We start from the raw sequence: 24,821 nt of genomic DNA on the forward strand, positions 1-24,821 counted from the left end.
TACATGAAAGTAATAATGCAACTCCACAGTAAATTGAGTGATCTGATATACAGTTATAAGTATAAGCAAAGTTCCATAAATCATAAGCTATAACCCATGCCCATATCATATCTGGCCATATCATATCTTTAGTTTCATTTTTTGATATAAATATTCCATACCAACCACAAATAGTGATTATATTTAATATTCCTGCTATACCATTCATAATATTCCAAGGTCCAGAGATTGTCCAAAGGTTGTCCACAACTCCACCGTTAGTTAATCCATAACTAAATATTTGAAAATCTCTAATAGCGGCCTCTAATATATTAACTGCCAATATAATTGCTGGAAGAGATAAGGCCCATTTTTTCTTTTGTAATGATGGAATATATCTAAGTGCCATAAACCAAATACACCCTGCAAGTGCTGAGTAAGTTTTTACCCAGTTAAACCAAGTTCCAGTTCCATATTCGTTTCCTGGAGCGGCTGTAGTTGGCCAAACGAAAATAGTTAAAAATGTAGGTACTATTATAAATAATAATATACCAGCCCATTTTTTTGATCTTCCAAGTTCATTAAATGCCATAAGTGCCATTAATACAAAAAGAACTATTGCAAATCCTTCAAAAGACATTCTTTCATATAATATTCCCATATTACACCTCCAATTATTTTTTCATATGATTCTAATTAGTTCTTTGATTTTAAATTGTTTATATTTTAAATTTATAAAACCTTATACAGAATTAAATTCACCGAATCTAATTCTGCAACTAAAATATATCATGCTCCCCTTTGTTTTTCAAAGGTTTAAACGTATTGTTTTAAAAAAATTAACAAATATATTTAAATTTATTTTTATGCTATACTAAATAATCATATATTAAACAAATTTATATATCTTTTATTTAAAGGGGTTTTTATAATGAAAAAACTAACTGATAGACAAAAACAAGCTATTAATACTAAACTTAAAATCACACAAGTTGCCACTGAACTTTTTAAATTAAATGGATTTGATTCTGTAAAAATACAAGATATTTGCAAAGAAGCTCATATCTCAACTGGCGCTTTTTATCATCACTTCAAATCAAAGTCAGAAATAATAAATAAAACCTATGAACAGGTTGATATTTTAGTAATGGATAACTTTAAGTCAAAAGAATTCTCTTCAAACATTGATAAATTATTTTTTCTATTAATTGAAGGTGCAACTACTTTAGAAAAACTTGGGTGGGTATTTGTAAGTGAAATATATAAAAACTTGCTTTCTATAAATGAAAATTACACTATTAAACCTGATCGTTATATAACTTTAGAAGTTAAATCTATTGTGGAAGACTTATTAGAAAATAATGAATTAGACACCTCTCTTTCTTCATTAGAGTTGACTATGATAATTATGAGAATGTCAAGAGGTACAGTATTTGATTGGTGTCTTCATAAAGGAAGTTACAATCTAAAATCTAGAATAGAGCTTGACTTTAAATTACTTTTATCTAACTTTAAGATAAAAAATCAATAAAAGTAATAAGGGCTGTATCAAAAATATACTAATAAAATTTATTTTGATACATCCCCTTATTTTTATTCTTATTTAAAAAGTCATAATAAAAATTAAATTATTATTCCTTCAAAATGATCTATTTCATGTTGAATTATCTGAGCTGTAAATCCACTAAATGTTTCTTTATGTTTTTTAAAATTTCTATCAAGATACTCTACTTCTATTTTTTCATATCTTTTGGTTTTTCTAAATCCAGTTAAAGATAAACAACTTTCTTCTGTTTCATAAGGCTTTTCTTTTTTTAATATAACAGGATTAACCATAGGAACTATAAAATTTCCTAAGACAAATACTAATATACGTTTTTTTACTCCTATCATGTTAGCAGCCATACCAACACAATACTCTAAATTTTCTTTTAATGTATCTTCTAAATCATAAATAACAGATATATCCTCCTTAGTTGCATCTTCTGATTTTTGCTTTAAAAACAATATATCTTTTACAATTGGTTTTATCATATTTATTCATTCCTTTCTGAAGGCATAAAATATTAATACTATTAATTTAAGTAAAATATATCTTTTAATTTTATCCTTGCTAATTATACTATAATACACTTAATTTCAAAACTAATTAATCTGGTTTTTAATACATAAAAAAAATAATGGTCTTATGCTTAATATATTAAGATAAAACCATTATTTTTTATTGATATTTAATTTTTAGGCTCTGTTTTAAACTAGTGTTGATTTTAGATAGAACTTTATGACCATCTTAATACGCAGTTTAGAGTTTCATTGAATATGGAAGAATAATAGCGTTAAGAAGCGAAGTTGTTTGACCAAAGGGAGTTTCTTCGCTTTAGCTATTATTCTGTAATATTCAATAGAAACTCTCTGCGAAATTAAGCAGGTCTGAAGGGATAGATAAAATCAATACTCTTTTAAAATATAACTTAATTTTAAAATAAAAAGTCCTATTAATAGTAAAATTTTTAATAGGACTTTTTTGATATAAGGAATTTGATTTTAACTAAACTTTAGAGAATTCTCATCTTTCACAAGCAAGAGATGAATTTGAAATATCTATAACTTTTTTATATATATCAATAGTTTTTTCCGCAGTTTTTTTCCAAGTAAATTCTTTACTTCTTTCAAAACCTAAGTTTTCAAGTTTATGTCTTAAAGAATCATTTACTAGCAATTCTTCTAATTTTAAGGAAACATCTTTTGAGTTATTTGGATCTACTAAAGCTTCTTTGAAAGGAACAACCTCTGGAATAGAAGTTATATTTGAGGTTAAAACAGCTGTTTTACAACTCATAGCTTCTAAGGGAGGAAGTCCAAAACCTTCATAAAGAGAAGGATATGCAAATAAATCTGTGGCGTTATAAAGTGTTGGAAGATAATCATCTTCTATAAATCCAGTAAATATAACCTTATCAGCAATTTGAAGACTTTCTGTATATGATTTTAATTTAAGCCCTTCATCTCTAAGTCCACCAACGATTAAAAGTTTATAATTAGGATCTATATTTTTATGAATTTTATTAAAGGCATCAACTAATCCTCTTACGTTTTTTCTAAGGCTAAACCCTCCAATATACATAACAAAAGGTCCTTTGAAATTAAATCTATTATTAACATCAAATAAACATTTTTCTTTATCAAGTGGAGTAAAGTTTTTATTAGCAGCAAGGTGGGTTACAAAAATATTTTCAGCTGGAAAGTGTGGAAAGAATCTTAAAATATCTTTTTTTGAGTATTCTGATACTGTAATTATTCCAGTAGAATTATCAATTATTTCTGGCATAGCTTGTAGAAATTTTTTCAAGTAACCTTTACCAACAGTTTCTGGCAATATATAAGGAATTAAATCATGAATTGTTACAAGTTTTGCAAAATTTCCTTTTGGATTAAGTCCAATACCATTTTGAGGAATATGAAGTAAGTCTATATTTTCTTTTATTCCATAGGAAGGAATATAATAATCTTCAAAAAATTTTTGATGTTTTCTAGAAGACATTATTAATTTAGTATTATTTAAGTCAAATTCTTTAATTTTTTCTCCAGAACAAATAAGATCATAGGAAGAAACTTTATCTATTTCAAATATGTTGTTTAATAAGTTATAAGTATAAGTTCCAATTCCAGTTCCACGATACCAAGTTGCTCCCCTTGCATCTATTAAGGTATGCATAATTAATCCTCTCCAATCTAAAAAAATAATTACTATAATTAATAATATTAATTAAGAATATAAAATGTGCATGTAACAAGAATAATTTCATCTACATATAATAATTAAAAAGCTTTTAGGAAGAGTTAATAAGAACATATTTTTATTTTTAGCAAGGTAAAATTTTCTTTAAAGGTGAAATCATTTTTTAGGAGGGAGGTGACTGTTGGTAAGAATCTATAAAAAGATAATAATATTTATAAAATCTTAGTTTAGTTAAAATCTAAGGTTAAAAAGTTTGTCCTATAACTCTGATACATGCTTATAAAATCTTAGTTTAGCTAGAATGCTTGTATTTAGGAGAAAGGATTATTATCTTATAGATTTTATCAATGGGGTTATGGAAATTGAGTATATAAAGAATAAAGTATTTTTAAACTATGGTATAGAAAGCAAGGAAATAATTAAGGTTAAAAACACATATAAGATTGTAACTTATGATGAGGAATATTGTTTAAAGGTAATAGGTTATCAATATCCTCATTTTTATTTTATAGTTTCAGCACAAAAGCACCTTATGAGAAGAGGATTTAATTCTATACCTAAAATTATTGAAACCTTAGATGGAAAAGATTATATAGGTTTAGATGGTAAATTTGCTTATTTAACACCATGGTTAAAGTGTAGAGAATGTGATTATGAAGACTTGAATGATTTAAAAAAAGCTGCAAATAAATTAAGTGAACTACATAACTGTAGTGAGGGATTTACTATAAGTAAAGAATTAAATCCAAGAATATATTGGGGAAGATGGTACAAAAATTTTGAGACAAGAGGAAAAGAGATTTTAGATTTTAAGAAGAGAATTAATCAAAAGGCATATAAATCTGATTTTGATAATTTATATTTAAGTATAATGGATGGGGAATTAAAAAAGGTTCAGAAAACATTGGGTGATTTAAAAAAAAGTGAATATTTTGATTTGATGAAGAAAGAGGTTAGGAAATTAGGATTTTGTCATCACGACTTTGCTAATCATAATGTACTTATGCTTGAAAATGGAGAAGTGAATATAATAGATTTTGATTATTGTATATTAGATACTCACTTACATGACTTAAGCAGTATTTCTGTAAGAACAATGAAAGAGGGAGCTTGGAATTTAAAAACTTTTGAATTTATTTTAGATGCATATAGAGAAAATAAAGAAGTATTTAATTGTGAAATTCCTATTATTGCATCTTTTATTGAGTTTCCACAGGCTTATTGGCAATTAGGAATACAGTATTATTGGGAGCAACAACCTTGGAGTGAGGAGCATTTTATGAAGAAATTAAGTAGGTATGCTGAAGACAGGGAAGAGAGAGAAAATTTTGTAAATGAACTTAGTAATTTTACTTTGAGGTGAGATTTTGTGAATGAAGAAGTAAAATTTTTTTTGAAAAACAATAATATTAATGTGGTTAATGAAAAAGATTTATGTAAAGGAAGAAGAAATTCTAAAATTTATATAGAGGGTTTATTTTATTTTCATCATATCTTTCTTAAAGAAGAAAATTCTATTAGATTTAAATTTCCTAATGAAATATGGAAAATAGTTCAGAATTTCAAGGTGTGGAATGAAAGAGTTGAAAGACTTAATTTTGAAGATGAAAAAATTTCTAGGGTTAAAGAATATGCAAGGAAAAGTATAAGGACTATTTATGATATTGATTTTAAAGAGCTAATAAAAAGAGCTATGGACAGGAAAGAAGTGTGTGTAGAAAGAATATATTTTCAAAAAGAAAATGAAAATAATACTATTGTTTTAAGTAAAAGTTCTAATATTACATTTAGAATGATTGAAGATGATTATTATAAGTATTTTAAAAAGCTTAAAATAGAAAGAAAGCTTTCAGATGAGTTAATAAATTACGCACTAAAAAAGGAAGGATTAGGGGAAGAAAGCTTTATTTATATAGAATCATTAATCTCATATCCATATAATTCTATAAAGTATTTGCAGAATGCTTATTTAAAGGATAATGGTATAGACTTAGAAAAGCTTGAAACTTTTATGAATAAAGATTTTTTAATATAAAGGGGAGAGGAAAATGGGGAAAATAAGGTATAGTGAAGAGAAGTATTTATGTAGATATGATTTGGATATGAAACTTTTTGAAAGTTTAGGATTAAATATTGAAGATTTAAGACCAAGTAGGAATGTATTTCTACTTGATACAAAGGAAGGAAAAAAGATATTAAAGATAATTAATTATGGAGATGAAAGGTTAGACTTTATAGTTAAGGTAACTGAATATTTAAGAAATAATTATAAGGGGGTCTTAAAAATAAATAGACTTCCAAATGGAGAAAATAAATTTACTTGGAAAGGGCAAGATTATATACTTTTAGATTGTTTTGAAGGTACGGAATTTAATATAGCAAATCCTTTAGAACTTGAAGTAATAGTAGAAGCTATTGCAAATCTTCATAAGGCTGGATATGGAATAACTGATATTTTTCATGAAAATATTATTAAGAATAATAGCGAATTATTTTCTCTAACTAAAAAATTTAGGGATAGTAAAAGAGAATTAGAGGAAATTAAAGAGAGGGTATTAAAATATAAATATAAAAATGAGTTTGATGAAAATTTTTTAAGAGAGGTTGATTACCATCTAAATGATATAGATTTTTGTATAGAGGCATTAGAAAAGAGTAATTATAATGAACTTTGTAAAGATAAAGAGAAAATAACTCTCTGCCATAATGATTTGGCATATCACAATATTCTTTTCTTGGAGGGAAAGGTTAGTTTTATTGATTTTGATTATTGTAATATAAATCTTAGAGTAGTTGATTTTTGTAATTTTTTAATTAAGAGTATTAAAAAGTTTGGATTCAATTTAGAAATGTGTGATACAATAATTGAAAAATATGATTATGTAAACCATCTTTCAGAGGATGAAAAGAAATTAATTTATATTTATTTAAGATTTCCTCACGACTTTTATACAATAGCTACCCAGTACTATTACAAACTTAAAGATTGGAGATACGAATCTTTTCTTAATAAGTTTATTAAGAAGATAGAATACACAAAGGAAAAAGAAATTCTTATTAATTATTTAAATGAGAAGATAAACAATTAAGCATAAAGGCTAGTACAGCATATAAAAATGTACTAGCCTTTTTAATATAAGGCTCTATTCTAAATTATTATTGATTTTAGATAAAACTTTATGACCCTCTTAATAAGAAGGTCTTATGGGACAGCTAAAATCAATACTTTATTAAAACAGAATTTAATATAAAGTTTTATTTTTTTATTTCAGCATATGTTTCTAGGGTTTTATAGGCTGTTTTTTTCCAGTTAAATTTACTAGAATGAGCAAGTCCTTTGTGAATCATCATAGAATAAAATTTAGAGTCATTTAAAAGAATCAATATATTTTCTTTTAATTCATCAATATCAGATGGATTTACAAGAAGAGCTGAGTCTTCACAAACTTCTGGTATAGATGTCACATTTGAAGCTATTACAGGAGTTCCACAAGCCATACATTCTAATGGTGGTAATCCAAATCCTTCATAAAAAGAAGGATAAACTAGGGCTTTAGAAGCGCTATAGAATATAGGCATATCATTTATATCTATAAATCCAGGAAATATAACAGAAGAATTTAAATTTAATTCACAAACCCTGTTTTTATATATTTCATAGGAAGGTCCTTTTGTTCCTATTATTACTAATTTCAAATCTTTTTTATGAGAATTTTTTACTAAGTTAAAAGCTTCTATAAGACCTAAAATATTTTTTCTAGGACTAAATCCACCTACATATAATAAAAAATCTTTATCTATGCCATATTTACTTTTTATATATTCTTTGCAATGAAATTTATTTAAAGGTTTATAAATTTCTTCTGCTGCTAAATGAGTGACAAAGATTTTCTCTTTTGGATAAGAAAAAGTTTTGCTTATATCTTCTTTAGAATAATTTGATACTGTGATTATTCCATCTATATTATCTAATATTGAATGTATGTTTGAATTAAATATTCTTAAAAAGGTATCACTAACTGTATGAGGCATCTTCATTGGTATTATGTCATGAAGGGTTATTACAGTTTTTATATCCTGGGGTTTTGACAAGCCTATACCATTTTGAGGGATATGATATACATCTCCTAAAATATTTTCTTTAGGATTAGGGATATTTATAAATTCCCAAAAATTTTTTTCTGTGTTTGAACTTGAATTTAAATAAGTAAAATTAGTTTTATTAGAAAGGTTAAGTGATGAATTTTTTGGAATAAGTATATTATAATTATTTAAAAAATCTATTTGATTAAGATTATTTATTATTTGATATGTGTAATTTCCTATACCAGTTCCTCTATAAAGAGTTGCTGCTCGTCCATCTATACAAATTTTCATAGTAAAATCCTTTCAGTATAAATAAATATATATTATTATATTTGTATGTGGAATAAAATGTTAATAAAACACTGTATTATGACATATAAATATGGTAGGGGGTGAATAGATATGATGAGAGAATTTGAAATAGAAAGACAATTTAATATGAAAATAGAAAAAATGAAGCCTAAAAAAGGTGTTTTTTATCTTAAAACTAATAAGGGAGAAAGATGCTTAAAAAAAATAAATTATGGAACTCAAAAACTACTTTTTGTATATGGAGCTAAGGAGCATTTAGCCCAAAATGGGTTTAAGAATGTAGATAGATATTTTTTAAATACAGAAGATGAGCCATATGCATTAGTAAATGAGGATTTATATACTTTATCTAATTGGATAGGTGGAAGGGAATGTGATTTCACTAATATTGATGAGGTTAAGTTAGCTACCATTAAATTAGCAGAATTACATGAAGCTAGTAAAGGGTATGATCCACCTGAAAATTCTAAGCTTAAAACTGATTTAGGAAGATGGCCATATCTAATGGAAAAGAGGGGTAAAGCTCTTGAAAAAATGAGAGGGATGGCTAGAAAGAAAAATTTAAAGAAGGATTTTGATCTACTTTATATAACAAACATAGAATTTTATAAAGAATTAGCTATAAGGGCGGCAAAAGTTTTAAACAGTTCAGAATATTTAAGGTTATGTGATGAAGCTGAGAATGAAAAGGTGTTTTGCCACCATGATTATACTTATCACAATATAATAATTGGGGAAGATAATGAAGTAAATATAATAGATTTTGATTATTGTAAAAGAGAAATCAGAACATATGACATAGCTAATTTTATGAAAAAGGTTTTAAAGAGAGTGGATTGGAACATTGAATATGCAGAGGCAATACTAGATGCATACAATTCAGTTAGTCCTTTAAAAGAAGAGGAATATAAAGTTATTTATGCATTCTTATTATTCCCACAAAGATATTGGAGATTGGCAAATAGGTATTATTACAATGAAGTTATGTGGGGAGAAAATATATTTTTAAATAAGATAAACAACATAATTAATGAGAAAGAAAGATATGTTAAATTTATTTCAGATTTTAAAGAAAAATATAATCAAGAAGGATAATTTCTTTTAGGTGTCTATTTTATAGGCACCATTTTTATTTTAGACTTTGTTTTAAATTAATAGTTTATATAAATTTTAAAAGGCATTTAAAAGAGAGTTTTTTATTTTGTTGATTTGTATTTATAAAAATCGTAATCTCACAATTGATAAGGTGAAATCATATTATGTACTAGGATTAATAGAATAGGAGATAACATATGAAAGTTGGAGATTTTGTAGTTAGAAAGTCTTATGATAAAGATGTAACTTTTAAAATTATAGATATAAAAGAAGTTGATGGGAAAATAATTTATGTTTTAAAGGGACTTCATATCAGAATAATAGCTGATTCTAAAGAGGATGATTTAGAAAAAGTAGAAGATAGTATGGCTGGGGATAAAGATAAAACTTTTGATTCTAAGGTTAATGATATTATAAATAAAGTTCTTTTAAGTAGAGAAGAAAGAAATGGTGAAAAAAATATGCTGAGAGGTTTAGATGAGGATATTAGAAAAAATGATAATAAACAGGAGTTAGTATTTGGTCGTCCTGGGAGAATACTTCACATAGATGGTGATGCAACATATATGGAAACTTGTTTAAAGGTTTATAAACAATTAAACTTAAATGCTATTGGGGTAGCAATACCAGAAAAAGAACAACCTCAAAAAATTTTATCTCTAGTAAAAGAATATAATCCAGACATAGTTGTTTTAACTGGTCATGATGGTGTTTTAAAAGATAAAAAGGGAATGCTTGATTTAAATAACTATAGAAACTCAAAATATTTCATAGATTCAGTTAAGCTACTTAGAAGTTATAATTCTAGTTATGATGAACTTGTTATATTTGCAGGAGCTTGCCAATCTTGTTATGAAAATATTTTAGAAGCAGGGGCTAATTTTGCTAGCTCTCCAAGCAGAGTTTTAATACATTGTTTAGATCCAGTACTTGTATGTGAAAGAATAGCTTACACAAGAATTGATGAGATTGTATCAATAAAGGATGTTATAGAAAATACAATAACAGGAATAAAGGGAATTGGAGGACTTCAAACAAGAGGAAAATATAGAGAAGGATATCCTAAATCATCATATATAATTGATCAAGAATAATTTTAAGTTTTTTTGTAAATAATATAATTGAATGTTTTAGATTAAATATAGTATATTTTTATTGACAAATCAGGGAATTATATAGTAAAATATTTTGTTTTATTTGAAAAAATATCTTTTTTAGTGTATAATATATAATAAGAAAGAGGGTGTTAAGATGAGTACTAAAATTACATTAAACTCCATCAGAAAAAACATTGAGGACCACGTAGGTGAAAAAGTTAAGCTTAGAGCTAATGGTGGAAGAAAAAAGATTTTAGAAAATGAAGGAATACTAGAAAGTGTTCACCCAAGTATTTTTGTAGTTAGATTACAAAAAGACACCCAAAGGAAAGTGACATACAGTTATTCAGATGTACTTACAAAAACAGTTCAATTAGATTTTGTTGGTTAGATAAAAGGGCTGACTAAGAAGTTTTTCTTAGTTGGCTTTTTTATTTATAAAAATAAATTGACAATTAAATATATTTTTAGAGATTTAAATAGATTGTTCTATTTTAATATGGTTAGAAAGTTCCATATTAAATCAATACTAGCTTAAAACAAAGACAGATAAATTAGGAAAATTCAATGAATTTTATAGTATTTTTGAAAGGTAAAAAAAAGAAAGATGGTGGGTTTCCATCTTTCAACTATGGTATAAAAGGGTATTGAGAATTTATGAGAGGTTATATGGTCAATAACCATCTTTATAATACGACATATTTTTCGACATGTCAACAGTTTTTTATATAAAAATGTCGAAAAAAATAAGAAAATTTTTAATTTTATTTTAAAATATTATGTAAACGTTTATAAAATAGGTAAAATATTAAATATTCAAATAAATTTAATTTAAGTAATTAATAGGAAGAATTATCATAATAAAACTATCATACATATATATTATAGTAGTAAATTATTTAGGAGGGATAAAATGGTGAATTTAGATATTATAAAAGAGAGTCTTGACTTTGAAAAGATTTTAAAAGAAAATTCAGAAGACATACCGTTTAAGGAAGAATACTTAATACCAGATACTCAACCAGATGTTTATGAGGTGCTTTCTGTAAACTCTAATGTTTGTATAATAAACAAAGAGGTTCAAAATGAGAGGATATTATTAGTATATAAGGTTGAATGTAATGTTATATATTTAGCTAGAGAAGAAGAAGGTTTAGGAATAAATAATGTTAGTTATAAAGAGGAGAAATCTAGCTTTATTGACATATCAGGTGCTGAACATAGTATGATGTGTGATATGGAGTGTAATCTAGCTCATATCAATGTGAACATAATCAATGAAAGAAAGATAAAAATTGAAGGAAAACTCAAAACAAAGTATAAGGTTTATAAGGAAGAAAAAATAGACTTTATAAAAGATTTAGATGGATTAGGAGATGTTCAAATAAAGAAAAAGCCTGAAAATATAGAAAAAACAATAGCTAATATAGTTTCTTCTATGAGTGGAGCATTACCAATAAATATTGGAATGGACAAACCACAAATAGGTAAAATAATAAAATGTAGTTATATGGTTCACAAACAAGAAATAAAATTAAGTGAAGATAAAATACAAGCTTCTTGTTTAGTTAAAATAAATGCTATTTATAGAGCTTACGATTCAAGAGAGATAATATCCTTAGAAGAGGATTTATATTTATCTAATGAAGAAGAAGTTTTAGGTGTAAATGCAGATATGGATTGTTCAGGATATTTTGAGATTAAGGATTATAATGCAAAAATTTCTCAAAATGATTTAGGTGAAAGCAGAATAATAGATGTGGATTTAACTGTGGATGCTAATGTTAAAGTATCAAAGGTTGAGGTTATTGAAACAATAGAGGATTTATACTCTCCAACTCAAAATATTAATCCTTTAAGAGAGAAATGTAATGTTTATATGGGAGTAAGTGAAATTTCAAATGAGGTTATAGTAAAGGGAAATATTGATTTAGGAAAAGATACAGGAGATGCTATGCAAGTTCTAGATACAACTTGTAACATCTCAGATATGGAAAGTTATTTTGAGGATTCAAGAATTATAATTAAGGGTAATATAGATGTTGAGTCTATATATAAAATAACTGATGATGAAAAGTTATTAAGTAAAGCAAGTGGAACAATTCCTTTTGAAATAGCTTTAGATATGCCAGAGGCTGAAAGTGGCATGAGTTTTGATATAAAAGCAAATATTGAGGAGTTAAATGGAAATATAGAAGCAAATACTATAGCAATAAAAGCTATAATGTATTTCCATGCTAAATGTTCAGATATATTTGAAAAAGATTATATTGAAGATATTGAACAATTAGAAGAGAATGTTGAAAAAAAATCATCTGTAACAATATATACTATACAACATGGGGATACTTTATGGGATTTAGCTAAAAAATATAAAACAACTATTGATGATTTAGTAAAACTTAATGATATAGAAGATGAGAATATGATTTATGAAGGAGATAAATTAATTATTCCAGGTAGAGCATTATTATAATTTTTAGAGCTTTGTAATTTTTGAATTACAAAGCTCTTTTTATATGAATAAATATATAAAATGTGGTAAAAATAAAAAATACATGATTTGAGGTGAAGAGTTTTGAAAAAAAATATTAAGAAAAACTTGATAATAATCGGAGGAGCAGAGGATAAAGAAGGAGACAAAGTAATACTAAATTTTGTTGCAGATAAATTAAAAGAAACAGATGGAAATTTAGTTATAGCTACTATAGCCACGGAGTGTCCTAATGTTGTAAAAGAACAATATAAAAATATATTTTCAAGTATGGGAATAAATAAGGTAGAAGAACTTCATATTACTGAAAGAGAAGAGGCTTTTAATACTAAAAATCTAGAGTTAGTTGAGAATGCCTCTGTTATATTTTTTACAGGTGGAGATCAACTAAGAATAACAAGTTTAATAGGAGGTACATACTTATACGATACTTTACAGAAAAGAAGTTGTGAAGGATGTTATTTTGTAGGAACTTCAGCTGGTGCATCTGTTATGAGTGATATTATGATTGTAGGTGGAGAAGAGGAGGAATCTCCTAAGAAGAGTACTTTGAATATGTCTAGTGGATTAGGGCTTTTAAAAAACACCTTAATAGATCAACATTTTTCTCAAAGAGGAAGAATAGGAAGACTTTTGGCTGGAGTTTGTCAAAATCCTGAGGTTTTAGGTATTGGAATAGATGAAGATACAGCCATTGTTATAAATGATAATGAATTAACTGTAATAGGAAGCGGCTCTGTATATATTGTAGATGGAAGAGAAATTACTTATAGCAATATATCTGAGAAACAACAAGATGAGGTTTTTAGTATTTTCAATGTTAAATTACATGTATTAACATCAGGCAAAAAATTAAATTTAGAAACTAGGGTGCCTTTTGAGGAGGAAAGAAGTAGAAATGAAGATAAATAATCAACGTATCTTTGAAGGAAGAAATATCTATTCTCATAAAAGTTGTATAAGACTAGATGTTGACTTAGAAGGATATTGTGAAACACCTACAAAATGTATTGATGGGTTTAATGAAAGATTATTAGGATATGTTCCAGAATTATATACTCATAGATGTGGAATAGATATAGAGGGTGGATTTTTAGAAAGATTAAAAGAGGGAACTTATTTAGCTCATGTTTGTGAACATACAATAATAGGAATACATAATAAGTTAGGTATAGATGTAAAGTATGGTAAAGCAAGAGAAATAGAAGGGGACTTTTATTATATAATTTTTGAGTATAAATTAAAGAAAACAGCACTTTTAATTGCAGAGTTAGCTGTTGATTTAATGAATACAATTATAAACAAAAAAGAAATTAATTTTGATGAAAGATTAGAAATAATAAAAAAAGTTATGAGAGAAGAAATGGTTGGTCCTTCAACCAAGGCTATATGTGATGCGGCTAAAGAAGAAGGGTTACCAGTCATGTCTATAGGAAATGGAAGTCTTTATCAAATAGGATATGGTAAAGCCGGAAAAAGATTTAGTGCAACTGTAGGAAATAATACAAATGGAATTGCAATAGATATTGCCTGTGATAAGATGCTCACAAAAGAGTTGTTAGAAATTCAAAGTATTCCTGTTGCTAAGGGAGAAAAGGTTGTTAGTACAATTCAGCTTTTAGAAGTCATAAATAAAGTTGGATATCCAGCCGTTTTAAAACCTCAGTGGGGAAGTAAAGGATGTGGAGTATTTTTAAATATAAAAAATGAAAAAGAATTACTAAGAGCATATTCAGAAATTATAAAAGAATGTAAAGATAAAGAGATTATGATAGAGGAATTTAAAGTAGGAAATGACTATAGAGTTCTGCTTGTTGATTATAAAGTTGTAGCAGTTTCTTTAAGAAAACCTCCATACATAATTGGAGATGGTACAAGAAGCATAAAAGATTTAATAGATGCTTTAAATTCAGATCCACTTAGAGGAGAGGGTCATGAAAAACCATTAACTAAGATAAAAATAGATGATGAATTAAAAGGTAGGTTGACTAAAAAAGGATATTCATTAGAAACTATTTTAAATTATGGAGAAAAGTTAATTTTAAGAGGAACTGCAAATTTATCAACTGGAGGAAGTGCTGAGGACTGTACAGATATAATATGTAAGGAAAATATAGAGATATGTGAAAGAGCAGCAAAAGCTATAGGTCTTGATATATGTGGTATCGATATATGTGCAAAATCAATAGATGAGCCTTTAGATAAAACTGGTGGAATAATATTAGAGATAAACGCTGCACCAGGAATAAGAATGCATCATTATCCTACTATTGGTGAAAGTAGAAATGTAGGCAAATACATACTTAATAATATGTTTAAAAGTGGATATAAAAATATTCCAGTAATTTCTGTTACAGGAACTAATGGAAAAACTACCACTGTTAGATTAATATCTCATGTACTTAATCTTATGGGATATAAGGTAGGATGTACAACTACATCAGGTGTTATGATAGATGGAAAATATATTCATCAAGGTGATGATACTGGTTATGAAAGTGCTAAATCAGTTTTACTTAATAGAGAAATAGATGTAGCTGTTTTAGAAACAGCTAGAGGAGGAATGGTAAAACGAGGATTAGCATATAATCTAGCTGATGTAGGAGTAATAACCAATATAAGAGAAGATCATATTGGAATAGATGGGATAATGGATTTAGAAGATTTATCATTTGTTAAATCCTTAGTAGGTGAAGCAGTTAAAAATGATGGGTATGCAGTTTTAAATGCTGATGATGAATGGAGTAAAAATATATTATATAGAATAAATGGTAAGAAAATTTTATTTTCAATGAATGAAAATAATGAGTATTTACAAAAGAATTTAGAAGAGGGAAATCCAATAGTATTTTATAGGGATGAAACTATATATGTGAAAAATAGAGGAAAAGAATATAAGATAGCAACATCAAAAGAAATGAAATTTACTATGGATGGAAAACTACTTCATAACATAGAAAATGCTATGGCAGCATGTGCAGCATTAGTTGGTATAAATATGGACTACTGTATAATATCAAAAGGATTTAGAACTTTTAAATCTTCAGCAGAGGATAATAGAGGAAGGTTTAATATTTTTGATGTTAATGGAGTGAATGTTATTTTAGATTATGGTCATAATGTTGATGGATATAAGGCTGTTATAAATTCTCTTAAAAACTTAGGCTTTAAAAACATAACAGGAATAATTGGTGTTCCAGGAGATAGAGATATTACTACGATTACTAAGGTTGGAGAAATCAGTGGAGAATTTTTTGATTCAGTAGTAATAAAAGAAGATAAGGACTTAAGAGGAAAGAAAAGTGGAGAAGTAGCTAATTTGATTTTAGAAGGTGTAAGAAAGACTTCTAAAGATGATAAAAATATTTCAATAATTTTATCAGAAGAAGAGGCTTTAAAAGCTACCTTAAAGAAGGCTATTAAAGGGCAAACAATAGTAATGTTTTTTGAAGACTATGAGCCTCTTTATAAAATAATAAATGACTTTAAAAATAGAGATAACAAAGAGCTTAAAAAAGTAAATTTATAATTGATGTATTTTAAGAAATCTTCTAATGAATTTAGGAGATTTCTCTTTATTTTAATTAACCCTTTATGTTTTTAGCAGAAAATAATATAATTATATTTAGCTTTTAATAATGTGAGAAGGGTGATTATATGAAAATGAAGGCTTATGCGAAAATAAACATAGCTTTAGATGCCATTGGAAAAAGAGAAGATGACTATCATTTACTAAGAATGATAATGCAAACTGTTGATTTGTATGATGTTATAGATATAACAAAAAGCAAAGGTAGTAGTATAAGTATTTCTTGTAATAAGCATTATGTCCCTACAGATGAAAGAAATTTAGCTTATAAAGCAGCAGCCTTATTTAAAGAGAGATTTAATATAAAAGAAGGAATTAATATACGTATAAAAAAGAATATTCCAGTTGCAGCAGGTATGGCTGGTGGAAGTACAAATGCAGCCGCAGTTTTAGTTATTATGAATAAACTTTTTAATGTTAATGCTAGTTTAGATGAATTAAAAGAATTAGGTGTTAAGATTGGAGCCGATGTTCCTTATTGCATAGAAGGAGGAACAGCTTTATGCGAAGGAATAGGTGAGGTTATAACTCAATTAAAACCTTTTGAAAATAAAATTTTAGTAGTTTTAAAACCTAATTTTGGAGTATCAACTAAAGAGGTTTATACAAGCCTAGATATAAATAAAATAAAAAAACATGTTAATATAGAAGGTTTAATAAGTGCTATGGAAAATGATGATTTAAGATATGTTTCAAGAAATATGAAAAATGTTTTAGAAAATGTAACACTTAAAAAACATAGTGTTTTAAAAACAATAAAAGAAGATATGAAAAGAAGTGGCGCTTTAGGGGCTATGATGAGTGGAAGTGGTCCTACTGTTTTTGCTTTTTTTGATAATATGTTAACTGCTCAAAAATCTTTTGAGTTTTTAAAAAGTAAATATAAATATGCTGATGTTTATATAACAAGAACAATAAGCAATAATCAATAATAACTCAATAAAAAATTGGTATGTATAAAAAAATACTCCTTGGTAATAATTAAGGTATCAGGGGGTGTTTATTATGAAGAAAGTATTATCAATTTTATTTTGTGGAGTTTTAGTGTTTAGTTTATTAATAGGGGCAACTTTAGAAAAGAGACAAGCTACTAATGAAGATAATGAAATTATAGAAAATATAAGTGAAAAATTAATTAGATTTCATGTCTTAGCTAATAGCAATACAGATGTAGATCAAGAATTAAAAATGAAGGTTAAGGATGAAGTTTTAAAATATATATCACCTATGTTAGAGAAATCTGAAAGCTTAGAAGAATCTAGAGAGATATTAAAAAAAGAAGATAATAATATTATAAATATAGCAGAAGAATTTATAAAAAAAGAGGGATTTAATTATTCTGTTGAAACAACATTAACAAGAGAAAATTTCCCAGTTAAAGAATATGGTAATATAGTATTACCACAAGGTGAATATGAAGCATATAGGATTTTAATAGGAAATGGACAGGGTGAAAATTGGTGGTGTGTTATGTTTCCACCTTTATGTTTTGTAGATATTACTAAAGGGCAAGTTTCCTATGATAAAACTGATAAACAGATGAAAGAGATTTTGTCAGAAAAAGAATTTAAAGCTGTTAATAAAAAAGAAAATGAAGTTAAGTTCGAGCTTAAGGTATTTGATTTATTTAAGCAAAAGAATTAACATAGGATAATAAAACAAATTTTAGGAGGAGTAAAATATGACTAGAGCATTAGCAATGGTTTCAGGTGGTTTAGATAGTATATTAGCTGCAAAATTAATAAAAGAACAAGGAATTGAAGTAATAGGAATATGTTTCAGATCTTATTTCTTTAATGAAGAAAATGCTAGAAGAATGTGTAAACAAATAGACATGCCTTTAGAGGTAGTAGATTTTTCAGAAGAACATTTTGAAATGGTTAAAGATCCAAAGTATGGAAGAGGAAAAAATATGAACCCATGTATAGATTGTCACTCTATGATGATGAAATACTCAGGAAAGTTATTAGAAAAATTCAATGCTGATTTCATAATAACAGGAGAGGTTTTAAATCAAAGACCTATGTCTCAAAACAGACAAGCCTTAAATACAGTTAAAAAAGAATCAGGATTTAGTGATAAAATATTAAGACCTTTATGTGCTTTAAATTTAGAACCAACAGAAATGGAGTTAAATGGATTAGTAGATAGAGAAAAATTATTAAAGATATCAGGTAGAAGCAGAAAAGTTCAAATGGAACTTGCGGAAAAGTGGAACATAGTTGATTATCCATCACCAGCAGGTGGATGTAAGTTAACAGAGCCTGGATATGCTATAAGATTAAGCGACTTACTTGATAATCAAAAAGAGGTGGCTAAGGATGAAATAGAAATCCTTAAGTATGGTAGACATATGAGAATATCACCTAAGAATAAAGCCATAATAGCTAGAAATGGTGAAGAGTGGAGTGAAATAGTTAAATTTAAAGAAGATTCAGATGTATTAGTTACTCCTAAAAATTCAACTGGTGCTCCTGTTATATTAAGAGGAGAGTTTAATGAAGAAGATTTAGAAGTGGCTGCTAAAATATGTGGAAGATACTGTAAAGAAAAAGAAAATGAATCAGTTGAGATAAATTACGAGAGAAATGGAGAAATAAATACTATAACTATAACTCCATTTAAAGATGCAGATCTTAAACAATATATGATAAACCAATAATTTTAGGTTGAAAGGAATATTGTTATGGGAAAGAAAGCTATAATATCAATATGTAGTGCTCAAGAAATTGAGGGACAAGAAAAAATAGAGGTTGTTACTGTAGGAGAATTCTCTAATGAGGGTGACGAATTTATAGCTACTTATGATGAAACTGAAATATCAGGCATGGAAGGTACTAAAACTACCTTAAGAATAAATGGTAATAAAGTTATCTTACATAGAGAGGGTACAACAAGTACAAAAATGGAGTTTGAAAAAGATAATACTTCAGTTTGTCTTTATAATACTCCTTATGGAATGTTGGAACTTAGAACAACTACAAAAGAGTTAGATTTAGATGTAAATGAAAATGGAGGAAATATATCCATAGAATATCATCTGGTTGCTGGAGGACAAGAGCCAATAAAAACTAACTTAGAAATGAAAATTAAAGTAGAAGAATAATTTGAATAAGCATGGGATATTATCCTGTGCTTATTTTTAATTTGAATTAAATGAAATATTAGTTTTAAAAATAAAAAACTTTCAAATTACAGTATAATTTGAAAGTAATAATTCTAATATTAATAATTAAATTTGCTAATTATGAGCAAAATAAAAATAGAAAACGTTATTTTTATAAAAAATTAAAAAAACGCAAAAAAACACTAGACTTAAATAACATTATTTGATAGAATATCTATTATGTTATTAAATCAAGCAATAAAAAACCCATTCTAAATGAGGTAATTATCATTATAAATGAAAAAAAGAACGATGTCAAGTGAAAATTTACATTAGGAGGAAAGAATATGAGCAAAAAGACTAAGTACGTATTTGTAACAGGTGGAGTTGTTTCTTCGTTAGGAAAAGGAATAACAGCTGCTTCATTAGGAAGATTATTAAAAAATAGAGGTTTAAATGTAAGTATTCAAAAATTCGATCCATACTTAAACATTGACCCAGGTACAATGAGTCCATACCAACACGGAGAGGTTTTCGTAACTGATGATGGAGCTGAAACTGACTTAGACTTAGGTCACTATGAAAGATTCATAGATGAAAACTTAACTCAAAACTCAAACGTTACTTCAGGTAGAGTTTATTGGTCAGTAATATCAAAAGAGAGAAAAGGTGAATACTTAGGTGGAACTGTACAGGTTATACCTCATATCACTAATGCAATAAAAGAGAGAGTACATAGAGTAGGAAAAGAAAGAGATGTAGATGTAGTAATCACTGAGATCGGTGGAACAATTGGTGATATCGAATCATTACCTTTCTTAGAAGCTATAAGACAAATCAAATATGATGTAGGTCAAGAAAATGTTTGTTTCATACACGTTACATTAGTACCTTACTTAGGAAAAGCTGGTGAGTTAAAAACAAAACCAACTCAACACTCAGTTAAAGAGTTAAGAAGTATTGGAATTCAACCAGATATAATAGTTTGTAGATCAGAAAAAGAATTATCAGAAGATATCAAAAAGAAAATCGGATTATTCTGTAATATAAACGCTAACGAAGTTATTCAAAACTTAGATGCTGAGCATTTATACGCTGTTCCTCTAATGTTACATAAAGAAGGATTAGATAGATTAGTTTGTGAAAAATTAGGTCTTGGATGCAGAGATATAGATAATAGAGAATGGACAGATATGGTTCATAGATTAACTCACTTAACTCATACAACTAAGATTGCTTTAGTTGGTAAGTACGTTGAGTTACATGATGCATACATATCAGTTGTTGAAGCTTTAAGTCATGGTGGATTAAGTAACGATACTAATGTTGATATAGAGTGGATAAACGCTGAAGATGTAACTAAAGAAAATGTTGATGAATTGTTAAAAGGAGTAGACGGAGTTCTAGTTCCTGGTGGATTCGGAGACAGAGGAGTAGAAGGAAAAATCGAAGCTATAAGATGGGCTAGAGAAAATAAGAAACCTTTCTTAGGAATATGTTTAGGAATGCAGTGTGCTGTTATTGAGTATGCTAGAAACGTATTAGGATTAGAGGGAGCTCATTCATCAGAGTTAAATCCAGAAACTCCATTCCCAGTAATTGACTTAATGCCTGAGCAAAAGGATGTAGAAGATTTAGGTGGAACAATGAGATTAGGATTATATCCATGTAAATTAGAAAATGATACTAATTGTAAAGAGGTTTATGCTTCAGATTTAATCTACGAAAGACATAGACATAGATATGAGTTCAATAATGAGTATAGAGCTCAATTAATAGAAAATGGATTAACTATAGCTGGTACATCACCAGATGGTAGATTAGTTGAGTGTGTAGAAGTTAAGGATCACCCATGGTTCGTAGCTGTTCAATACCACCCAGAATTAAAATCAAGACCAAACAGACCACATCCATTATTCGTAGGATTTGTTGGTGCTGCATTAAACAATAAATAATTAATATTTAAATATGAGGATATCTAACAAGAGAGTTAGATATCCTTTTTTATTAATTAATATATTGAAATAAAAATGAAAAGAATATACTATATATATAGGATTAGATTTTATGTTAGAGGATAATAATATAAATATTTAACATAATTAGTTCATATATTCCGGATTATAATCAAAGGTTTCTAAAATAATTAAAGTTCTTAAAGTAATTATTTAAAATAATTAAAGAAAGTGTTGACATAAAAGTTTCTATATAATTAAAGCCTTTAAGGCAATCTAAATTTACTTTTCTTTACCTTATTCCATTAATTAAAAATAAGCAGGAGGTGCTTAAATGACTGTAAAGCAATATGAAAGCATGACTTTAGTTCAACTTAAAGAGAAGGCTAAAGAATTAGGTGTAAAAAATATAAGCAAAAAGAAAAAAAGCGAGTTAATTGAAGAATTAAAAGTTAGTGATAATAATCAAAATAACAATACTAAAGTAATACATAAAGATGGAGTTGTTTTAAGAGAAAAAATATCTCAAAAGGAACAAAATTTTAATGGAGATAATGTTAATGAGAGAAATGACAAAGTAGAAAGAACGGAAAGAAACTTTAGAAATAATAATTATAACAACAATTTAAATAATAATGGAAATAATAATGATGAAGGTAAAAAAGAGCAGTTAAAGAATATGATAAGTTCATCAGATTCTGCAAAGGGAATATTAGAAATTTTAGATAATAATAACTTTGGTTTCTTAAGATGTAGAAATTATTTAACTAGTGAAGATGATATATATGTTTCACCTTCACAAATAAGAAGATTTGGCTTAAGAACTGGTGATGAAGTTCAAGGAAAAGTTAGAATACCTAAAGAAGGAGAAAAATTTAAAGCACTTCTTTATGTTGAAAAAGTAAATGGAGAGAGTCCAGAAAAAGCAGTAGGAAGAAATAAGTTTGAGGAATTAACACCTATATATCCTAAGGAAAGATTAAGACTTGAAACTAATAATGGAAATGATTTAAGTTCAAGACTTATGGATATAATTTGTCCTATAGGTAAGGGACAAAGAGGTATGATAGTTGCACCACCTAAAGCTGGTAAAACAACTCTTTTAAAGAGAATAGCTCAAAATATTTCAAAAAATAATCCTGAAGTTAAACTTATTGTTCTTTTAATTGATGAAAGACCAGAAGAAGTAACTGATATGAAGAGAAGCATTGATGGAGAAGTTATTTATTCAACATTTGATGAAGAACCACAAAATCATGCTAAGGTTTCTAGTATTGTATTAGAGAGAGCTAAGAGAATGGTTGAACAGGGTAAAGATGTGGTTATACTTATGGATTCTCTAACAAGACTTGCAAGAGCTTATAACTTGACTGTTACACCATCAGGAAGAACTCTTTCAGGAGGATTAGATCCAGCGGCCCTTACAATGCCTAAGAAATTCTTTGGAGCAGCTAGAAATCTTGAAGAAGGTGGAAGTTTAACAATATTAGCTACTTCTTTAGTTGATACAGGAAGTAGAATGGATGATATGATTTTTGAAGAATTTAAGGGAACTGGTAATATGGAAGTTCATTTAGATAGAAAACTTCAAGAAAGAAGAATATTCCCAGCTATAGATATTTATAAATCAGGTACAAGGAAAGAAGATTTATTATTTAGTCCAGATGAAAGAGATGTGTCATTTAAAATAAGAAGAATGTTACAAAAAGAAAATAATATAGAAGATATTGCAGAAAAGCTTATAAGTTTATTATCAAAAACAAAAAATAATGAAGAATTCTTACAAATGGCATCAAAAAGTATTCTAGAGTAGATAAAGTGAAATTAAACCAAAATTTAGAAGGTTATTCATATTATATAAGGTGATTATTTCACAATTATAAAACATAAAAAAGAAGATATTAAGCAATTAAGTTTAATATCTTCTTTTTTTATAAGAATTATCTATTATTTTATTACAAAGGTTAACTATATCTTCGTGAGAATAAGGCTCTAAAATTTTTAAAATACTTTTTTTCATATTCATTAATTTATCTTTATCACTTTCAAATTTAGAAAGTTCTATGTTCAATTCATCTAAATTTCTTATTGGAATAGCACAGTTGTTTTGGGCTAAGAAATCACGATTTTCACTTTCCTGGCCTGGAATTATAAATGGAATAATCATTGGCAGCTGACTAAGTAAGGACTCAGTTGTTGTTAAGCCACCTGGTTTAGTTATTATAAGGTCAGAATTTTTCATGATTTCAGGAATATTAGTTGTATATCCTAAAATGTTTATTTTCTTATTACCCTTAAAATTATTATATTCCTTTAATAAATGATTTTTAAGTTTATTATTTTTTCCACAGACTACTGTTAGTTCTAAAGGTATATTTCCTTCAGATAATTTTTTAAGTACTTTTGATATATTATTTAAACCCATTCCACCGCCCATTAATAGTATTTTAATTGGTCCATCTAGGAGATGGGGTATGTATTTATGGTAATCATGTTCATAAAAGTTTTGTCTAACAGGAATTCCAAAAGGAGCAATTTTATTTTCATCTATTCCTTTAGAAATAAGACTTTTTTTTGTATATTGGCTAGCAACAATATATTGATCAACTTCCTTCGAAACATAAGTAGCATGACATTCAAAGTCTGTTACTATAGAAATGATAGGTACATTGATAAGTTTCTTCTTTTTTAAATAAGATAAAATATTTATTGCTAGAGGGTGGGTTGAAATTATTACATCTGGATTAAAATCTAAAATATATTTAGCTAATTTTTTTGAAACTGGTAAGAAAAAAATACTCATAATATTATTTATAGAATTAAAATTAATAAGTCTATAAAAAAATCCATAAATATTTCCTAGGAACCTTGCACATAACTCATAACCGTTAATTATTGATGAGTTAAAAAGACGATTGTCTTTTAAAAAATCATGTATAACGATTTCTGTATTATTATTTTTTATAAGTTCTTTTAATGAGTTTGCAGCTTGATCGTGTCCATAACCAGTAGATGTACTTAAAATAAGAACTTTTTTCATTATATCCACTCACTTCTATTAACTATATTTTAATTTATATTAATTAAAAAATATTTTTCATAAAGAAAAATGGGAAAGATTTGAGTCTTTCCCATAAAGAAATTATTTATTAAGATTAAATCTCTTGTTGAACTTATCAACTCTTCCGCCAACATCAACGATTTTTTGTTTTCCTGTGAAGAATGGGTGGCACTTAGAGCATATTTCAACTTTAAGTTCTGGTTTAACTGAACCAGTTGTGAAAGTGTTTCCACATGCACACTTAACCACTGTATCGTGATGGTATTCTGGATGTATGCCTTGTCTCATGTAATTCACCTCTTTCAAAA

At 27.1% G+C, this 24,821-nt stretch carries 22 protein-coding genes; 16 read left to right on the forward strand and 6 right to left on the reverse strand.

From position 1 onward, the window contains the following. On the reverse strand, window positions 1-640 hold a 640-nt coding region (locus Q1K13_RS09435; RefSeq protein WP_300350001.1), incomplete at its 3' end, for a DUF5692 family protein. 270 nt (window positions 641-910) lie between these two features. Here Q1K13_RS09435 and Q1K13_RS09440 point away from each other — a divergent pair. Then, a complete protein-coding gene (locus Q1K13_RS09440; protein ID WP_300350003.1) occupies window positions 911-1,510 on the forward strand; it encodes a TetR/AcrR family transcriptional regulator in 600 nt (199 codons plus the stop codon). Window positions 1,511-1,602: 92 nt separating this feature from the next. Here Q1K13_RS09440 and Q1K13_RS09445 read toward each other — a convergent pair whose 3' ends face one another. Together Q1K13_RS09445 and Q1K13_RS09450 are read right to left on the reverse strand one after the other, a co-directional pair. Continuing rightward, the gene (locus Q1K13_RS09445) at window positions 1,603-2,013 is read right to left on the reverse strand and encodes a peptide deformylase (RefSeq protein WP_300350005.1); all 411 of its coding nucleotides are present in this window, start codon (window positions 2,011-2,013) and stop codon (window positions 1,603-1,605) included. Between the two features lie 532 nt (window positions 2,014-2,545). Further along, on the reverse strand, window positions 2,546-3,694 hold the full coding sequence (locus tag Q1K13_RS09450; RefSeq protein WP_300350008.1) for a glycosyltransferase family 4 protein: 1,149 nt from the start codon (window positions 3,692-3,694) through the stop codon (window positions 2,546-2,548). A 379-nt stretch (window positions 3,695-4,073) separates the two neighbouring features. On the opposite strand from Q1K13_RS09450, the gene Q1K13_RS09455 reads away from it, so the two are divergent. From Q1K13_RS09455 to Q1K13_RS09465, 3 genes are read left to right on the forward strand one after another with little or no spacing between them, the layout of a single operon-like run. After that, window positions 4,074-5,081 carry a CotS family spore coat protein gene (locus tag Q1K13_RS09455; protein ID WP_300350010.1) on the forward strand — a complete coding sequence of 336 codons (1,008 nt, stop codon included), beginning with the start codon at window positions 4,074-4,076 and terminating at the stop codon, window positions 5,079-5,081. A 6-nt stretch (window positions 5,082-5,087) separates the two neighbouring features. Continuing rightward, on the forward strand, window positions 5,088-5,753 hold the full coding sequence (locus tag Q1K13_RS09460) for a hypothetical protein (RefSeq protein WP_300350013.1): 666 nt from the start codon (window positions 5,088-5,090) through the stop codon (window positions 5,751-5,753). A gap of 13 nt (window positions 5,754-5,766) precedes the next feature. Next, the gene (locus Q1K13_RS09465; RefSeq protein ID WP_300350016.1) at window positions 5,767-6,807 is read left to right on the forward strand and encodes a CotS family spore coat protein; all 1,041 of its coding nucleotides are present in this window, start codon (window positions 5,767-5,769) and stop codon (window positions 6,805-6,807) included. A 166-nt stretch (window positions 6,808-6,973) separates the two neighbouring features. Here the strand turns inward: Q1K13_RS09465 and Q1K13_RS09470 are convergent, their stop codons facing one another. Then, window positions 6,974-8,095 carry a glycosyltransferase family 4 protein gene (locus Q1K13_RS09470; protein WP_300350019.1) on the reverse strand — a complete coding sequence of 374 codons (1,122 nt, stop codon included), beginning with the start codon at window positions 8,093-8,095 and terminating at the stop codon, window positions 6,974-6,976. Window positions 8,096-8,206: 111 nt separating this feature from the next. Here Q1K13_RS09470 and Q1K13_RS09475 point away from each other — a divergent pair, with 111 nt between their 5' ends. The 12 genes from Q1K13_RS09475 to rho all read left to right on the forward strand — a co-directional run bounded on the left by Q1K13_RS09475 (window position 8,207) and on the right by rho (window position 23,265). Beyond that, window positions 8,207-9,211 carry a CotS family spore coat protein gene (locus Q1K13_RS09475; RefSeq protein WP_300350021.1) on the forward strand — a complete coding sequence of 335 codons (1,005 nt, stop codon included), beginning with the start codon at window positions 8,207-8,209 and terminating at the stop codon, window positions 9,209-9,211. Between the two features lie 197 nt (window positions 9,212-9,408). Further along, the gene (gene yabG / locus Q1K13_RS09480) at window positions 9,409-10,305 is read left to right on the forward strand and encodes a sporulation peptidase YabG (protein ID WP_300350024.1); all 897 of its coding nucleotides are present in this window, start codon (window positions 9,409-9,411) and stop codon (window positions 10,303-10,305) included. Window positions 10,306-10,462: 157 nt separating this feature from the next. Next, entirely contained in the window at window positions 10,463-10,699 is a 237-nt protein-coding gene (locus Q1K13_RS09485; protein WP_300259361.1) for a Veg family protein, read from the forward strand. Between the two features lie 522 nt (window positions 10,700-11,221). Continuing rightward, on the forward strand, window positions 11,222-12,784 hold the full coding sequence (locus Q1K13_RS09490; protein ID WP_300350027.1) for a DUF3794 and LysM peptidoglycan-binding domain-containing protein: 1,563 nt from the start codon (window positions 11,222-11,224) through the stop codon (window positions 12,782-12,784). A gap of 102 nt (window positions 12,785-12,886) precedes the next feature. Then, entirely contained in the window at window positions 12,887-13,714 is an 828-nt protein-coding gene (locus Q1K13_RS09495; protein ID WP_300350030.1) for a cyanophycinase, read from the forward strand. Next, a complete protein-coding gene (gene cphA / locus Q1K13_RS09500) occupies window positions 13,701-16,331 on the forward strand; it encodes a cyanophycin synthetase (protein ID WP_300259355.1) in 2,631 nt (876 codons plus the stop codon). The genes Q1K13_RS09495 and cphA overlap by 14 nt, the downstream gene beginning before the upstream one ends. 128 nt (window positions 16,332-16,459) lie before the next feature. Next, window positions 16,460-17,323, forward strand: coding sequence for a 4-(cytidine 5'-diphospho)-2-C-methyl-D-erythritol kinase (ispE, locus tag Q1K13_RS09505; protein ID WP_300350032.1), 864 nt, complete (start codon window positions 16,460-16,462; stop codon window positions 17,321-17,323). 73 nt (window positions 17,324-17,396) lie between these two features. Then, window positions 17,397-18,035 carry a stage II sporulation protein R gene (gene spoIIR, locus Q1K13_RS09510; RefSeq protein ID WP_300260263.1) on the forward strand — a complete coding sequence of 213 codons (639 nt, stop codon included), beginning with the start codon at window positions 17,397-17,399 and terminating at the stop codon, window positions 18,033-18,035. Window positions 18,036-18,072: 37 nt separating this feature from the next. Next, window positions 18,073-19,053, forward strand: a complete 981-nt coding sequence (locus Q1K13_RS09515; protein ID WP_300350035.1) for a tRNA 4-thiouridine(8) synthase ThiI — start codon at window positions 18,073-18,075, stop codon at window positions 19,051-19,053. A gap of 24 nt (window positions 19,054-19,077) precedes the next feature. Next, window positions 19,078-19,497, forward strand: a complete 420-nt coding sequence (locus Q1K13_RS09520; RefSeq protein WP_300260269.1) for a YwiB family protein — start codon at window positions 19,078-19,080, stop codon at window positions 19,495-19,497. Between the two features lie 347 nt (window positions 19,498-19,844). Beyond that, window positions 19,845-21,452: a CTP synthase gene (gene pyrG, locus Q1K13_RS09525; RefSeq protein WP_300260272.1), complete on the forward strand. Its 1,608-nt coding sequence runs from the start codon at window positions 19,845-19,847 to the stop codon at window positions 21,450-21,452. A 334-nt stretch (window positions 21,453-21,786) separates the two neighbouring features. Then, entirely contained in the window at window positions 21,787-23,265 is a 1,479-nt protein-coding gene (gene rho, locus Q1K13_RS09530) for a transcription termination factor Rho (protein WP_300350037.1), read from the forward strand. Between the two features lie 102 nt (window positions 23,266-23,367). Here rho and Q1K13_RS09535 read toward each other — a convergent pair whose 3' ends face one another. Both Q1K13_RS09535 and rpmE read right to left on the reverse strand, forming a co-directional pair. Further along, on the reverse strand, window positions 23,368-24,492 hold the full coding sequence (locus tag Q1K13_RS09535; RefSeq protein ID WP_300350039.1) for an MGDG synthase family glycosyltransferase: 1,125 nt from the start codon (window positions 24,490-24,492) through the stop codon (window positions 23,368-23,370). Window positions 24,493-24,594: 102 nt separating this feature from the next. Beyond that, complete coding sequence (gene rpmE, locus Q1K13_RS09540) at window positions 24,595-24,801, reverse strand: 50S ribosomal protein L31 (protein WP_003452406.1); 207 nt, start codon at window positions 24,799-24,801, stop codon at window positions 24,595-24,597. Between the last annotated feature and the right edge of the window lie 20 nt (window positions 24,802-24,821).

Origin of the sequence: Clostridium sp. (assembly GCF_029267215.1) — a bacterium.
Lineage (GTDB): Bacteria > Bacillota > Clostridia > Clostridiales > Clostridiaceae > Sarcina.

Coding starts and splice junctions, on each gene's coding strand:
- Q1K13_RS09450 (WP_300350008.1), bottom strand. CDS start 3,694: ATGCATACCTTAATAGATGCAAGGGGAGCAACTTGGTATCGTGGAACT.
- yabG (WP_300350024.1), top strand. CDS start 9,409: ATGAAAGTTGGAGATTTTGTAGTTAGAAAGTCTTATGATAAAGATGTA.
- Q1K13_RS09455 (WP_300350010.1), top strand. CDS start 4,074: ATGGAAATTGAGTATATAAAGAATAAAGTATTTTTAAACTATGGTATA.
- pyrG (WP_300260272.1), top strand. CDS start 19,845: ATGAGCAAAAAGACTAAGTACGTATTTGTAACAGGTGGAGTTGTTTCT.
- Q1K13_RS09485 (WP_300259361.1), top strand. CDS start 10,463: ATGAGTACTAAAATTACATTAAACTCCATCAGAAAAAACATTGAGGAC.
- Q1K13_RS09445 (WP_300350005.1), bottom strand. CDS start 2,013: ATGATAAAACCAATTGTAAAAGATATATTGTTTTTAAAGCAAAAATCA.
- rho (WP_300350037.1), top strand. CDS start 21,787: ATGACTGTAAAGCAATATGAAAGCATGACTTTAGTTCAACTTAAAGAG.
- Q1K13_RS09465 (WP_300350016.1), top strand. CDS start 5,767: ATGGGGAAAATAAGGTATAGTGAAGAGAAGTATTTATGTAGATATGAT.
- Q1K13_RS09515 (WP_300350035.1), top strand. CDS start 18,073: ATGACTAGAGCATTAGCAATGGTTTCAGGTGGTTTAGATAGTATATTA.
- Q1K13_RS09475 (WP_300350021.1), top strand. CDS start 8,207: ATGATGAGAGAATTTGAAATAGAAAGACAATTTAATATGAAAATAGAA.
- Q1K13_RS09520 (WP_300260269.1), top strand. CDS start 19,078: ATGGGAAAGAAAGCTATAATATCAATATGTAGTGCTCAAGAAATTGAG.
- rpmE (WP_003452406.1), bottom strand. CDS start 24,801: ATGAGACAAGGCATACATCCAGAATACCATCACGATACAGTGGTTAAG.
- ispE (WP_300350032.1), top strand. CDS start 16,460: ATGAAAATGAAGGCTTATGCGAAAATAAACATAGCTTTAGATGCCATT.
- Q1K13_RS09535 (WP_300350039.1), bottom strand. CDS start 24,492: ATGAAAAAAGTTCTTATTTTAAGTACATCTACTGGTTATGGACACGAT.
- Q1K13_RS09470 (WP_300350019.1), bottom strand. CDS start 8,095: ATGAAAATTTGTATAGATGGACGAGCAGCAACTCTTTATAGAGGAACT.
- spoIIR (WP_300260263.1), top strand. CDS start 17,397: ATGAAGAAAGTATTATCAATTTTATTTTGTGGAGTTTTAGTGTTTAGT.
- cphA (WP_300259355.1), top strand. CDS start 13,701: ATGAAGATAAATAATCAACGTATCTTTGAAGGAAGAAATATCTATTCT.
- Q1K13_RS09490 (WP_300350027.1), top strand. CDS start 11,222: ATGGTGAATTTAGATATTATAAAAGAGAGTCTTGACTTTGAAAAGATT.
- Q1K13_RS09440 (WP_300350003.1), top strand. CDS start 911: ATGAAAAAACTAACTGATAGACAAAAACAAGCTATTAATACTAAACTT.